The sequence below is a fragment of the Pseudoalteromonas sp. SR45-6 genome, from assembly GCF_014163545.1.
GTDB lineage: Bacteria > Pseudomonadota > Gammaproteobacteria > Enterobacterales > Alteromonadaceae > Pseudoalteromonas > Pseudoalteromonas rhizosphaerae.
Window position 1 is genome coordinate 1 of the sequence record NZ_JACJDM010000003.1, and the last position, 14,779, is coordinate 14,779.

Genomic DNA, 14,779 nt, shown 5'->3' on the forward strand with positions numbered 1-14,779 from the left:
TCTGGGTTGTCTGGGTTGTCTGGGTTGTCATCATCATCACAATTACTTGTATCGACACAAACTTCGACACTACCAAAATAAAGTTGCGGCGTATCTGGTACATCATTGCTGGTCACAAAACTTAGTTGATCATATACTTTGGTACCATAGTGTAAATGAAACGCATATAAAGAACCTGACCCACCGGTTAGTGAACACTGATTTACAGTTTCAGTAGCTGATGCTGGTGTATAGCTTGTGAAATAAGCGACGCCTCCAACAACAGTGGCCGCTGCAAGCGATTTTTCACCATTTGCTGGTAAGTCGTAATACCAACCACTCTCACGGCTTAATTCAATTTCTTTTTTAGTAAACTCATCAATATCATCCAGCGTATTACCAAAAGGATCCTCATTTACATTCATTAAATCATCCACTGTAATAGTTGCAGGTATATCAGTGCCTTTAAATGACTTAGTTAAGGTATTTGTATCTCGCACCATATACAGTTGATCAAGTGTTGTTGTGCCTACTGGGTTTGAACGGTTTCCGCTACCAAGTAACACTGCATCAAAAGGGGTATCTTTTCGTGTAACAATAGTTGTCCCATTAACCCGTGTATTCGTCACTTTACTATACATAGTACGAGCAACCATTGGTTTATAGAAGAAGCGTCTATCTAACGCGTTAGTTAAACCACTTAACTTAGCCAATTCAAAATGAGTCCAATCACTTTTTGTATCGCTTGGCATATCGACACGCCAAACACTGCCACCTGTATCTGCCGCATAAATACGATCAACATAGCCATCATAATCAGAATCAAGGGTAGTGACAGTTGCTGCAATACTATTTTTACCTTTAAAACCTTTTGTTGGCGTTAATTCCCACAATAAATTACCATTCGATGCGTTAACGATATAAATACCACGACCCTTGCTATCTTCACCAAGTATGACTGTATCTTTATTAGTGTCATAGCCTGCACCAAATATAAGCACAGGATCATTACCAAAAGCTTTCACAAAAGAGACTGTTGGTGCCGACCATGTTTGCGCTAATTCCTTAAAATCACCACTTCCACCTTGAATTATCCACTTTAAGCTCGGTGCATTAGGGTTAGTAATGTCTAAGCCATAATAGTTATTACCACCTCGACGCATCCCAAAGAATGCCCATACGCGATCACTGCCATTGACAACACCATCACGATTCGCGTCATCAAAATAAATTGTGATTGGACCATCAATACCATACTTTTTAGTATCGGCTTGATTTTTACGAATTGGATCAATAATTTTATAAACACTACTAGGTATAAATGCCCAACTTTCACTTACGGTACTGCCAGCATCTTTAAACATGTGTAAGAAGCCAGCATTTGTACCTATTAAAATACGCACATCATCGTTACCGTAATCGATTGTGACAGGCTTTGAGTGCAATGGATCACCAAAAATATCTACCCGCTGATCACTTGATGAAGAGTCATTGTCTTCATTATCAACATCAATACCACGAGCCCAATCAATGGTGCTTTGAAGCTCATTTTGACTCACCCCAAATGCACTTGCCGCATTGGCATCACTGCCGTAAGCTGCTGACACCTTTGCCTTAGTGAATTCAACAAGACCACCGGTTCCTGCATCAGTAAGTAGCTTTCGACCACTGTTTGCAGTGGTTGAGAGCATTAAATTTACGCCGCCATTTTCTACCGAGTTACCATCTGGGCTAGCCGTTGTTGGTAACCAAAATGTGCGAGCATCTTTATCTATTAGACCATCTGAATTCAACGCTTGCTTATCTGCTGAATCCACAATTTGTGTGCCAGAAACTTTAAGCTTTTTTAGATTTCCGCGCCAACGCGCTCCACCATCCGGGTAAAACATCGCGTAATATATAGAGTCGCGACTTCGAGTTTGATCAACGTTATTACTGGCAACTGATGGAGAAGTAAACGTATCGTTCACTTCCCTAATACGTGTGATGGTATTTTTTAGTGCTTCCGAGAGTTGCTCAGCAGTATCAGCATGCAGATATTGCCCACCACCATATGTCGCTGCTTGAGCCAATAGATTCTTTCCTGAATCACTCATTCCTGTACCAAAGCCAATTGGGAAGATCCGACCAAACTCACGAATTTCGGTCGTTTTAGTGTATAAGTCAACTTCAATATCTTTTGTACCGCTAATCACTTTTGCAAGTACAGTTAAGTAACTGTTGCTGACCACTGGGGGATCGTCTTTAAAGTAATCATTATGCAAATTTTTAATACTATTATTGCGGTTTGTGTCATTACTTGGATCACCATCAGTCATCAAAATAATATTGACACTGTTATCACAACGTAATGGCTCTCCGCTTATAGGTGCAAAAAGTGATTTATACACTCCATTACTATCAGCGGTTTTATCACGGCTGTTAATATTTTTAGCGTAATCAACATTCTTTCCTGAAATATATAAATACGCTTCCCACAGCGTTTCAGTTAGAGGCGTTGCACCACTGGCGGGTAGTGCCGCTATTTCATCAAGCAGAGTTTTTTTGGTTGAGCCAACCTTGGCTAAAATATACCCACCATCACTGCCATTAAAACGCATTAAACCAAATTCAATATCATCATTGTCGCTAACTAATTGAGTAATCGCATTTCTAGCAACATTTAAACGGCTATCTTGGCAATTAGCAACATATCCAACACCTGGTCTCCAACGGTAGCATTGTTTAGTTAAACTATAATTAGGTTTACTTTCAAAACAGTCAGCTTCGTAAGCGTAGCCTCTGTTATCAGCCTGGTAACACTGCCCACCATCGGTCACATCCCACGCCATGCTTCCAGAGGTATCAAAAACGAATAAAACGCGAGGTTTTTCTTCAATTTCAACATTATGGTTTACATATAACTCGATATCTTCAGCATGACTAAAGTTGCTCGTGCATGCCAAAATGGCAAATAACGATTTTATAACTAGGTATTTAACTTTCATAATTCATCTCGCTTAGCCGCCAGTGTTAAGGCTTGCCATTTGCTGAGCAATCCCAGTGGTAACTGTTAATGTATGCTTACTTTTAGAGCCATAGGTAATCGTTGAATTGATTTGCACCATATTGCAAGAAACGCCTGCGGTATACTTGTAGTCTCGTGGGCAGGGCAAATCGAGCGCGCCATCATTAAGATTACTTAATTCACTTTCTGTATCACCTATCGTGGTCAAGGCAATTGTTCCGTCAGGTAACTGAGCTTGGGTGTAAAGTAATTTACTTGCTCCATCTGCTGCAGCCTCTGTCGCAATTACCTTTTGTACATTGCCCATCAAGATATTTTCGGCTTCTTCACGTTCAAACGCTGCATTGGTAATTTTAATATCCACACTTGCACTGCTCATTAACGTTACTGCTATTCCTGTAACTGCCACCACCATAATTAATGCAACAATTAAGACTACGCCTTGTTGCTTTGAGGCTAATTTTAAATACGCCATTGACTAGCCCCTATGTTATTTAAGCGGATCGTGGTGGTAAATAATGCGCGACGAAATTGATCATTAAACTCTAAAACACGTTGGTTGGCATCTTCACCTAATGTATATGTTTGATTCAGTTGATTTAAACTCGCATCAGGCTGCAGTGCCCGCACTAAAATAAACACTTGTACGGTTAAGATACCACGGCGATCTTCCCAATTAGCCGCGGTCATACTATTTACATCTCTATATGTATCCACTCGAGCGTCGGCATTAGTATCTAAACCGAATAAAAAGCGCATATTCTCGACTCCTTCCATTATAGTCTCTGTGACCATTCCTCCATTTGGGGTCAGTCGTTTGCGTCTCAAAACGGGAATTGTTAAATCTCTGCCGTTTAACTGGTAAGTTTGTTCGTCGATGTAATAGGCATGGTGACGATATCTCCAAACAGTCGCATTTGGATTATCTGGATTTGCAGGGCCTCGTGTAAATTCTCCCCACTCTTGCTCTGCAATAAAATAATAATTATCATTATTATTGTTATTACCTGCTGGGTCTATTTCCAACCCTTCTAAAAATTTAATCTGTAGAATATCTGAATTTTCGTTTGAATTAGGGATGCAGTTTAATTGCGATCCCCCCGTTGATTCGATTGCATACACTAAACGGAAGTTACTGTTTACTGTATTATCTGGGAAGCTATTATTATTAAGCCCTTGTGTACAATCTCCGGCTGGATTACCCGCACTTTTAGCAATCACAGTATTATCAACTGAAAATGAATCTTCGTAAAACGTACCCCAAAAACCTATTTGTTCTATATCACGCTGCATAATACTCAAAGCTAAGCGGCCAGTTTCTTGTAGCTCACCAATCGTCATAGTGTCACGTGTTGTTACTTTCATACTAATGTAAGTGAACATCACCCCACCTAGCACAAGTCCACCGATAAACAATGCCACCATCATCTCAACTAAAGTAAAGCCTTGCTGTTTCATTTCACGAGGTCCTTAGATACAAAAAGCTATTTAATACGACTACCCTGCGCTTATTATTTGCCGCACCGCACTTTATAGCTGCTGTATCGCCAATAGCGGTAAACTCTTGACGTCCTTCCCAGCTGATCACCACTTGGAGGGTGTATGCGTTACTACCACTTGCGGCATCGCGTTGATTATTGATACACACAGTTGCATCATCCAAAGCTCCCGTATTTTCACGTGCCTGAATTGCACGGATCCATTGCTGGCGATCGAGTGCAGCAATTTGCCCTGAGTTACAAGTGTTGGTATAGCAAGTTCGAGACTGTTGCAGCGGCGTATCACTGTTAAATGTGCCATTGTATTGAGTGATCACCCCTACTCTGTCATTGGCACGCATTCGCTGGATCATATCATTACCTAGGGCCACAGCAGCAGCGCGCTGCATAGAATCAAAGCTGGCCTGTTTTGCTTTTGCTTGTAATGCTACTGCACCGAGTAAGCCAAAGCTTAGGATCACAAACGCGATTAATACCTCAACTAAGGTAAAGCCTCGTTGTGATGACGAATTGGTGACTCTCATAACACACCTAATATAAAACAATCTGACTATAAGCATATGCGAACACTGTGTATATACAACAATGCTAAGGATGAACGGTTATATTTGTTGATGAATGGTTAACTAGCTTTAGAGATGATCTTTAACGGTTTTATAAGCTCGTCGGCTTACCGGTAATAAGCAGCTACAGTCGCTTAGTGCAACCACATGGCTGCCATCACCCGCTTTTTTTAACGCAACTAAGCGCGATTTATTAATTAATATTTTACGATGGATGCGTAATAACTGGGTGGGATATTCTTGCTCAAGTTGCTTTAAGCTTTGATCAAGCAGTGCTTCGCCGTGAGTGAATATCAAACGCGTGTATTTATCTTCCGCTATCACATAACATACCTCTGCTAACGCCACACTTCTGGTCACGCCTGCAAGTTGATAACTGATTGCCGCTGGACGTTGCTTTTGTAGATGGGCGCGCGTTAAACGGCCTAGTTGATCTATTGCTTTTGCTAAATTTTGCTCCGTCACAGGTTTTACTAAATAACCCGCAGCACTGAGTTGCAATGCTTCTAAGGCATGCTCAGGATGAGCGGTGACGAAAATAATAGCTGGAGGGACAGACAACTTATTCAATTGTGTTGCAACTTCTAAACCGCTCATAGCAGGCATATCAACATCCAGAAATACAATATCAGGAGCCTGCAGCTTCACTTGTTGCAAAGCCTCGTTGCCATTACTTGCTTGTGCTGCATGGTTATAGTCTGGGTAATGAGCAAGTAATCGCTGTAAGCGAGCACGTGCTAATGGCTCATCATCAACTATGAGTACCTTCATGCTTGCTCCTTGGCATTATTAATAGCCAGGGGCAGCACTAACTTGACCCGAAAAATATCACCTCGTGTTGTCATTGTCAGCTTTGCATGACCTTGATAATAAAGATCTAACCGCTGGCGAATGTTATCTAGTGCCATACCATTACCCGGGCGTTTTTGCTGCTCAGTCGAAATTGGATTCTCCACTAAAATAACTAATGAGCGTTTTGTGATATGCAACTCAACGTAAATTGTCGCACCAGTCAGCGCAGGCTCAACGCCATGACACACTGCATTTTCTAGTAATGGTTGCAGTGTTAAACATGGAATAGTGATAGCTGGTAACTGTTCAGGTAGTTGCCAATTAACTTGCAAGCGCTCTGCAAAGCGCCAGCTTTCTAACTTTATATATTGCTGAGTGAGTGTGATTTCATCGGCTAATGCGGTTTCTTTGCCAACCCGCATAGCGGCTTGTGATAATGCAGCAAGCGCTAAAATTGCTTGCTCTGCGGCTTGTGGAGCATAATGGGTCAGTTCAGCGGCGGTATTGAGGCTATTATATAAAAAGTGTGGCCGAATGCGTGCCTGTAAGGCATCTAATTCAGCTCGAGCTAAGGCGTTGGTTTGTTGTTCTTTTTCAAAATGAATTGTTAAAAATTGAATGAATAATGCGGTGACTAAAAACACTACTAGTAGGTTTCTTAAAATAAACTCATAGCTATTTTGTTGCACAAAATAATCACCAGCAAACTCAATTAACAAACCACTAAAAACAGCTGTTGTAAGTAGTAATGAGAGCATTAAGGCAGTCAATTGCAGTGCTTGTCTTAGCTGCTGGAGTTGTGTTCGCAGTAAGTAAAGCCAAGTTAGACTAGACAAAAATGTGAGATGCAAAAACAGGCTGATCCCGCCGAGGCGGATCCAAATATCATCCGCAGTTGCAGGAGCGAAAGCTAGTATAGTGGCGATAACTTGAGCAACGACTAAAGTAGCAAGTACGCCGCGTTCTTTAAACAGCGCCGCAAAAAGCAAAGTATTGGTTTGCACCGACTTGCTCATTGCGCGCTCCTTAAAAATGTCCTGTCAGTACGCTAAGGTTAGCGTAGCTCAACGGGTACAGCAAATACGATATTTTCTACTTCGCCTGGGTTTTCAATAACCTGTTTACCGCCTAATTCTTTAAGGCGGTTAATCACTTGTTGTACAAGCACTTCAGGGGCTGATGCACCCGCGGTAACACCAACCGCATTGACATTAGTAAACCATTGATCTTCAACATTACTGGCGTCATCAATTAAGTAAGCAACAGTACCCATTTTATCAGCAAGTTCACGTAACCGATTTGAATTTGAGCTATTTTTAGCACCAACAACTAATAACACATCTACTTTATCAGCTAAGTCACGTACCGCATCTTGGCGATTTTGTGTGGCGTAACAAATATCGTCTTTACGTGGGCCATCAATCGCTGGAAACTTACTTCTTAAGCCATCTATAACATCTGCGGTATCATCTACCGATAATGTAGTTTGGCTACAATAAAATAAGTTATTTGGATTTTTCACGTTTAGTTTGGCAACATCTTCAGGCGTTTCAACTAAATAAATACCACCTTTAGCGTTATCGTATTGCCCCATGGTGCCTTCAACTTCAGGGTGACCATGATGACCAATTAAAATACACTCGATACCTTTACGACTAGCGCGGGTCACTTCCATATGCACTTTAGTGACCAATGGACATGTTGCATCAAATACTTTTAAATCTCGACGCTTAGCTTCACTGCGTACAGCTTGTGACACGCCATGGGCACTAAAAATAACAATGCTGTCGTCTGGCACTTGATCCAATTCTTCAACAAACACCGCACCACGTCTTTTCAAACCATCTACCACGTAGCGGTTATGGACAACTTCATGGCGCACATAGATCGGTTTTTCAAAGATATCTAACGCACGTTCAACGATACTAATCGCACGGTCGACTCCCGCACAAAAACCGCGCGGATTTGCCAATAAAATTTCCATTAGTTACTTACCTTAGCAATATCGGTAACCTCTAAAATATCAACTTCAAAAGTTAAACGTTGACCTGCAAGCGGATGATTAAAATCGATGGTCACAGACTCACCCTGCACTTCACGAACAACTCCTGGTAATTCGGTACCATCAGGTTGAGTAAACGCAATAATAGAGCCAATTTTTGCCGGCGTTTCTGGGCCAAACTTACTACGGTCTACATAGTAAATATTATCTGGGTTTGGTTGACCAAAAGCATCTTCTGGCTCAAGTTCAAATGACTTGCTGTCACCAGACGCTAAACCAAATAAGCATTTTTCAAAGTTAGCCGTTAGACTACCATCACCCATCGTTAATTTTGCAGGCTTATTATGCACTTTGGATGAATCTGCCGCAGAGCCATCCGATAGCTTAATTGAGAAATGAAAAATAACCTCTGATTTTTCACCTATAACTGCTTGGCTCATGCTTTTTGCTCCTTAGGACTTTCGCCAGTAAAGGCATCAAATAATAATAATGCGGCACCAATACAAATCGCACTGTCGGCAATATTGAACGCAGGGAAATTCCAGCTTTCATAATAAAAGTGTAGAAAGTCAATCACATAACCATGGCTGATACGGTCATATAAGTTGCCAATTGCGCCCGCTAATACTAACGAATAAGCACTGCATAAAATTTTATTAGTGGCAGGTAAACGCTTTAGCCACCAGATCAATAATACGCTGATTGAAATAGCAATAACGCTTAAAAACCAACGTTGCCAACCACCCGCTTCACTTAAAAAACTAAAAGCTGCGCCATAGTTATGAACATAGGTTAGATTGAAAAATGGCAATATATCAATTGATTCGCGTAAATTCATGGTTTTAACAACCAGTGTTTTACTGGCAAAGTCTGCTACTAAAAGTAGCAAACTTAACCAAAGCCACACTAAACCACTTTTTTGGGCTAGTTTGCTCACTTCCTACTCCTATGCGAATTGGCGTGTTTCGCCTTCGCCATCTACGTTGCTAACACAACGACCACAAATTTCTGGATGCGCAGGATTTGCACCTACATCATCACAGTAATGCCAACAACGTTCGCACTTTTGTGCATCGGTAGCTGATACGCTGATGTATAAGCCATCAATTTCAGTTGTTTGAGTTGCATCTGGTTGTGCATCAACAGCTGTAACAGTAACGTTAGATGTTAAGAATACAAAGCGAAGCTCATCACCCAAAGCTGCTAATTTAGCTGCAAGCTCTGCATTGGCAAAAATATTCACATTAGCTTGTAGTGTCGCACCGATCACGTCTTCTTTACGTGCACCTTCTAACACACGGTTTACTTCATCACGCACGTTTAGAATCGTTAACCAATCGTCATTACTAAACTGGCCTTCGCCAACCGCTTTTAAGCCATCATACCAAACTGAGGTAAACACATATTGGTCACGCTCACCTGGCAGTGCTTGCCAAATCTCTTGCGCGGTAAAGCTCATGATTGGCGCCATCCAGCGAGTCATAGCTTCGGCAATATGATATAGAGCTGTTTGACATGAACGACGGGCATGACTATCGCTTTTCGCTGTGTATTGACGGTCTTTGATCACATCTAAATAGAATGAACCAAGCTCACCAGTACAGAAGTTCATTAGCTTTTGCGTTACTTGGAGCATTTGGTAACTTTCGTAAGCCGCCAAAATTTCATCTTGTAATTGCGCCGCACGGCCAACAATCCAACGATCAAGTTCAACCATGTCATCAATAGCTACTTGGTCAGTTTTAGGATCAAAACCACTTAAGTTAGCGAGTAAGTAACGGCTAGTGTTACGAATACGACGGTAGCGATCCGCAGAACGGTTGAAGATTTCATCTGATACGGTCATTTCTGCAGTGTAATCAGTTGAAGCAACCCACAAGCGTAAAATATCTGCACCGAGTTTATTCATCACATTCTGTGGTGAAATAACGTTACCTAGCGATTTTGACATCTTACGGCCGTTTTCATCAACAGTGAAACCGTGAGTTAGCACTTGACGATATGGTGCATGACCATTAATTGCCACTGACGTCATCATTGATGACATAAACCAACCGCGGTGTTGATCTGAGCCTTCTAAGTATAAATCAGCTGGACCAACTAAATCTTCGCGAGCATCAACCACACAGGCGTGCGTTACACCAGAATCAAACCATACATCTAATGTATCTTGCACTTTCATGTATTGCTGAGCATCAGCTTCACCAAGTAAAGTTGCAGGCTCTAAGTCATACCATGCTTGAATACCGGATTTTTCAACCAGCAAGGCTGCTTTTTCAATCAAAGCTTGAGTATCAGGATGAAGAGCACCGGTGTCTTTATCAACAAACAGTGCAATTGGAACACCCCAGGTACGTTGACGCGAAATACACCAATCTGGGCGACCTTCAACCATGTTTGCTATGCGGCTTTCGCCCCATTCTGGCAACCACTGAGTGTTTTTAATCTCTTTTAATGAATCTTGGCGCAAATTAGCTTGATCCATACTAATGAACCACTGCGGCGTTGCACGGAAAATAATTGGCGTTTTATGACGCCAGCAATGCGGGTAACTGTGCGTTAAGGCATGGTGATGCATAAGCGCATTACGCTCAGTCAGCACATCAACTACACTCGCATTGGCTTTGAATACATGTTGACCTGCAAAAAGCTCAGTGTCAGGTAAATAAACACCATTTGCACCAACCGGGTTAGCCACTTCTAAGCCGTATTGTAGACCTGCCACGAAATCTTCTTGACCGTGGCCAGGTGCTGTATGCACGATACCCGTACCAGAGTCAGTAGTAACATGATCGGCCACAATCACTGGTACATTAAAATCGTAAAATGGATGTGCCACTTGTAAATTTTCAAGTGCTGAACCCGTTACATAACCTAATACGTGAAAGTGCTTAAAGCCGTAGCGATCCATTGCATCTTTAACTAGCTCTGACCCTATAATCAAACGCTGCTGCGCGCCGTCATCATCAACTTGCACTAAGGCATATTCTAGTTCAGCATGCACGGCAACCGCACGGTTAGCTGGCAGTGTCCATGGTGTAGTTGTCCAGATCACTGTACTGACAGTACCTTTACCTTCATGATCGGCTTTTAAATCAAAGGCACTAACAACGGCTGCTTGATCAACAAACTCAAAACGCACATCAATCGCTGGTGATTGCTTATCTTGATATTCAACCTCAGCCTCGGCCAAAGCAGAACCACAATCAGTACACCAATGCACAGGCTTTGCGCCTTTGTGTAAATGGCCTTTTTCGATGATACGTCCAAGCACACGAATTGCGTTTGCTTCGAAGTCAAAATTCATGGTTAAGTAAGGCTTATCCCAATCAGCAAATACGCCTAAACGTTTAAAATCAACTTTTTGGCCTTCAACTTGTTTTTTAGCGTATTCACGACATTTCTCACGGAATTCTGCAGCCGTGACTTTCACGCCTGGCTTACCCACTTTTTTCTCTACCATTAATTCAATCGGTAGACCATGGCAATCCCAACCAGGTACGTAAGGCGCATCAAAATCAGATAAGGTTTTTGATTTAACAATAATATCTTTTAGAATTTTATTTACTGAATGACCTAAATGGATATCGCCGTTCGCATACGGAGGGCCGTCATGCAAAATAAAGGTTTTTTTACCTTTCTTAGCGTTGCGAATTTGACCGTACAGGTCGTCTTCATACCATGTCTTAAGCATTTTTGGCTCACGTTGTGCCAAATTGCCGCGCATTGGAAACGTCGTTTCCGGTAAATTCAAAGTATGCTTGTAGTCGCTCATTAATCCTAGTTTCCGTATCGGCTACCTAATTTAAACCAAAACACTGTTTAGCGGCAGCAACATCAGTTGCTATTTGTGCCGTCAATTGTGTTAATGTCTCGAATTTTTTCTCATCGCGAAGCTTTTTAATTAACTCCACGTGCATAAACTGTCCATAAATATCTTGCGCAAAGTCGAACAGATGAACTTCTAATAATGCGCGTGTTCCATTAAATGTGGGTTTGTTGCCAATATTTGCAACCCCATACACTGTTTTATCGTTTAACGTTACTTGTACCGCAAACACCCCATTTACAGGGCATACTTGCCGCTTTAACGCAATATTTGCAGTCCTAAACCCTAATTCACGACCGCGTTTCCAGCCATGAATCACTCGCCCTGATATTGCGTAATCATGACCTAGCATCGCTTTGGCTTGCGCTAACTGACCTTCAGCTAATGCTTGGCGGATCAAGGTGCTGCTTACTCTAGCATTTAATTGCCGAAAACTCGCGGTGCTTTTTACATCCATATGAGCCGCGAGGCCCATTTTTTTTAGTAAATTAAAGTCACCTTGACGTCTTTTACCAAAGCGAAAATCATCACCTACGGTTAGCGCTTTGACACCCAACTTGTTGATCAGTATCTCTGTTACAAATTGCTCTGCTTCCATATTGGCAAATTGCTGATTAAAACTAATACAAATTACCCGTTCAACGCCTAACTTTGCTAACAGACCTAGCTTATCGCGTAACCGCGTTAATCGAGCTGGCGCATTATCTTTGGCAAAAAACTCTTGTGGCTGAGGCTCAAATAACATTACCGTACTCGGTAAGTTATATTTTTTAGCGTCATTGAGTAATCCATTGAGTACTTCACCATGACCTAAGTGCACACCATCAAAATTACCAATGGTCAACACACAACCATAATGCTGTGTGCGAATATTGTGGATACCTCTAATTAACTCCATGCCACCTAATGCCTTTGTAAGCGTTATGTACCGAGTAAAATTTCACTTGGGTTACAGAATCACCGATTATACCCAAACCACCTCAAGATGCGAGTTTCAGTTGATTTTTTTAGTCTGATTGAGCACTAACAACGTTTTTTATGGTATTTAGTCTTACCCCGAGTAAAAACAACACTAAAAAGTACACCCCCCCTGCCAGAGCGAGTAAACCTATCAATAAAACAACTTGCTCACTAAAATGCCACTGACGCCATAAAAACTGTGTCGCAGCGTACCAAACTACAGCCCCCATCAATAAAGCGGCGAGCAAACATTTGCAGGTAAACAATAAACTAAAACGCGAAAACTGATAAACCTGCTCTTTGCTTAATTGACGATAAAGCAGATACGCATTACAACTGGCCGACATTGAAGTCGCAAGCGCCAATCCTAAGTAACCTATAAACGGTGCTAACATAATATTAAAAACCATGTTCAACACCAGCGTAATAATGCCAATACGCACCGGAGTTTTAGTGTCTTGACGTGCATAAAATCCCGGCGCTAAAACTTTGATCAACATAAAACTGACAAGCCCAACAGAGTAAGCCATCACCCCTAAACTCACGGCCTGAACATGATCGACATCACCTTGACTAAACGCGCCATGATCAAATAGCACAGAGATGATTAACGGGCTAATGATCATCAAACCAATCATCGCAGGTAAGCCTAAAAAGATCACAAACCGCACTCCCCAGTCTAAGGTGTGCTGAAAATCGCTGCTTTTTTCGCTGCTATGTAATTTAGATAGCGCAGGTAAAATAACCGTCGCGATACCAATGCCAAATAACCCCAGTGGAAATTCGATTAGGCGGTCAGAATAATATAACCAAGCAATTGACCCTGTCATTAACAATGACGCAATCATGGTATCAAGCAGTAGATTAATTTGACTAATAGATACCCCAAACAACGCCGGTAACATTAACTTACGGACTTTTTTTACATTTTCGTCCTGCCAGGCCCAACATGGTTTACTGAGCATTTTCGCTCGGTACAGAAACGGCAATTGAAACAATAACTGCACCACTCCACCGACAAACACACCAATGGCTAGCGAATAAGCACCAACCGAGAATTTATCGTGTAATAAGATTGCACAGGCAATAATCGAAATATTCAACAGTACTGGCGTAAAGGCCGCAACAGCAAAACGATTATAAACATTCATCACCGCGCCACTGAGTGCAACAAGACTTACAAAAAATAAATAAGGGAACGTTAGCTTAAGTAAACTACTGGCTAATACAAATTTTTCACCGTCTGGGCCACCTTGCCACCACTCAATAAACCACCCAGTACCAAATAGTGCTGCAATAATTGGCGATGCAATTACACCGATTATAGTTACAACCAATAAAATAGTACCAAGTGTGCCAGCGGCTTGAGCAACAAACAGCCTGACTTTGTCGTCTCCTTGTTGCTGTTTGATTTCCGACAAAACGGGCACAAATGCTTGCGCAAATGCCCCTTCAGCAAATAAGCGGCGTAAAAAGTTGGGAATGCGATTAGCAAATAAAAAAACGTCGGCGGCAGCACCTGCGCCAAGTAAATTTGCGACAACAGCATCTCGCACTAATCCTAAAACACGCGATATCATTGTCATTGCACTTACAATCATACCGGAACGAAATAATCCTTTTGCCACACTAAACCTGCTTTAAAACCAACGATAAAACCAATTATGCCACAGTCTTTTTTATAAATCGCTCTAAAGCACTAGGCTGAACTCACCGCCTTTGTTACAATAGCGGTATTAACTGTGCTAGAGCGGCAAATTGATGTTCGTTATATAGGAGCAGTTTTTCTTGGTATGTCAAATTTTTATTGACATTCACGATTAAAAAAGGCATATTCCACGGCCTTTAAATTAAGCTTATTTTAAGATTGTTAGGAGCAAACCTTGGCTAACATCAAGTCTGCAAAAAAACGCGCTATCACTAGCGAAAAAAACCGTCAGCATAACGCAAGCCGTCGTTCAATGATGCGTACATACTTCAAAAAAGTAGTTGTTGCTATTGAAGCGGGCGACAAGGAAGCTGCACAGCAAGCTTTCGCAGTTGCTACACCTATTTTAGACCGTTATGCAACTAAAGGTCTAATTCACAAAAACAAAGCAGCTCGTCATAAGAGCCGCATAGCAGCTAAGATCAAAGCGCTATAATTTG

Annotated in this window: 13 protein-coding genes; 1 reads left to right on the plus strand and 12 read right to left on the minus strand. The window is 41.7% G+C overall.

The window, feature by feature from the left end; translation table 11 throughout:
- The 12 genes from H5158_RS02090 to murJ form a co-directional block, all read right to left on the minus strand.
- Positions 1-2,966 (minus strand): pilus assembly protein (locus H5158_RS02090; RefSeq protein WP_182739365.1); only part of this gene is annotated, 2,966 nt, incomplete at its 3' end.
- Between the two features lie 12 nt (positions 2,967-2,978).
- On the minus strand, positions 2,979-3,461 hold the full coding sequence (locus H5158_RS02095; protein WP_182717088.1) for a pilus assembly protein PilX: 483 nt from the start codon (positions 3,459-3,461) through the stop codon (positions 2,979-2,981).
- Positions 3,449-4,444, minus strand: a complete 996-nt coding sequence (locus H5158_RS02100; RefSeq protein WP_182717087.1) for a PilW family protein — start codon at positions 4,442-4,444, stop codon at positions 3,449-3,451. The genes H5158_RS02095 and H5158_RS02100 overlap by 13 nt, the downstream gene beginning before the upstream one ends.
- A 1-nt stretch (position 4,445) precedes the next feature.
- Positions 4,446-5,009, minus strand: a complete 564-nt coding sequence (gene pilV / locus H5158_RS02105) for a type IV pilus modification protein PilV (protein ID WP_182717086.1) — start codon at positions 5,007-5,009, stop codon at positions 4,446-4,448.
- A 108-nt stretch (positions 5,010-5,117) separates the two neighbouring features.
- Positions 5,118-5,819, minus strand: a complete 702-nt coding sequence (locus tag H5158_RS02110; protein ID WP_182717085.1) for a LytTR family DNA-binding domain-containing protein — start codon at positions 5,817-5,819, stop codon at positions 5,118-5,120.
- Complete coding sequence (locus H5158_RS02115) at positions 5,816-6,856, minus strand: sensor histidine kinase (protein WP_182739366.1); 1,041 nt, start codon at positions 6,854-6,856, stop codon at positions 5,816-5,818. The genes H5158_RS02110 and H5158_RS02115 overlap by 4 nt, the downstream gene beginning before the upstream one ends.
- Positions 6,857-6,894: 38 nt before the next feature.
- Entirely contained in the window at positions 6,895-7,824 is a 930-nt protein-coding gene (gene ispH / locus H5158_RS02120) for a 4-hydroxy-3-methylbut-2-enyl diphosphate reductase (RefSeq protein ID WP_182717083.1), read from the minus strand.
- Positions 7,824-8,282, minus strand: coding sequence for an FKBP-type peptidyl-prolyl cis-trans isomerase (gene fkpB / locus H5158_RS02125; RefSeq protein WP_182739367.1), 459 nt, complete (start codon positions 8,280-8,282; stop codon positions 7,824-7,826). The genes ispH and fkpB overlap by 1 nt, the downstream gene beginning before the upstream one ends.
- Positions 8,279-8,779, minus strand: a complete 501-nt coding sequence (gene lspA, locus H5158_RS02130) for a signal peptidase II (protein WP_145237265.1) — start codon at positions 8,777-8,779, stop codon at positions 8,279-8,281. The genes fkpB and lspA overlap by 4 nt, the downstream gene beginning before the upstream one ends.
- 9 nt (positions 8,780-8,788) lie before the next feature.
- A complete protein-coding gene (ileS, locus tag H5158_RS02135; protein WP_182739368.1) occupies positions 8,789-11,617 on the minus strand; it encodes an isoleucine--tRNA ligase in 2,829 nt (942 codons plus the stop codon).
- Positions 11,618-11,642: 25 nt separating this feature from the next.
- Positions 11,643-12,569, minus strand: coding sequence for a bifunctional riboflavin kinase/FAD synthetase (gene ribF, locus H5158_RS02140; RefSeq protein WP_182717080.1), 927 nt, complete (start codon positions 12,567-12,569; stop codon positions 11,643-11,645).
- Positions 12,570-12,678: 109 nt separating this feature from the next.
- Positions 12,679-14,217: a murein biosynthesis integral membrane protein MurJ gene (gene murJ, locus H5158_RS02145; RefSeq protein WP_404687435.1), complete on the minus strand. Its 1,539-nt coding sequence runs from the start codon at positions 14,215-14,217 to the stop codon at positions 12,679-12,681.
- 297 nt (positions 14,218-14,514) lie between these two features.
- On the opposite strand from murJ, the gene rpsT reads away from it, so the two are divergent.
- Entirely contained in the window at positions 14,515-14,775 is a 261-nt protein-coding gene (gene rpsT / locus H5158_RS02150) for a 30S ribosomal protein S20 (protein ID WP_145237275.1), read from the plus strand.
- The last annotated feature ends 4 nt before the right edge of the window (positions 14,776-14,779 follow it).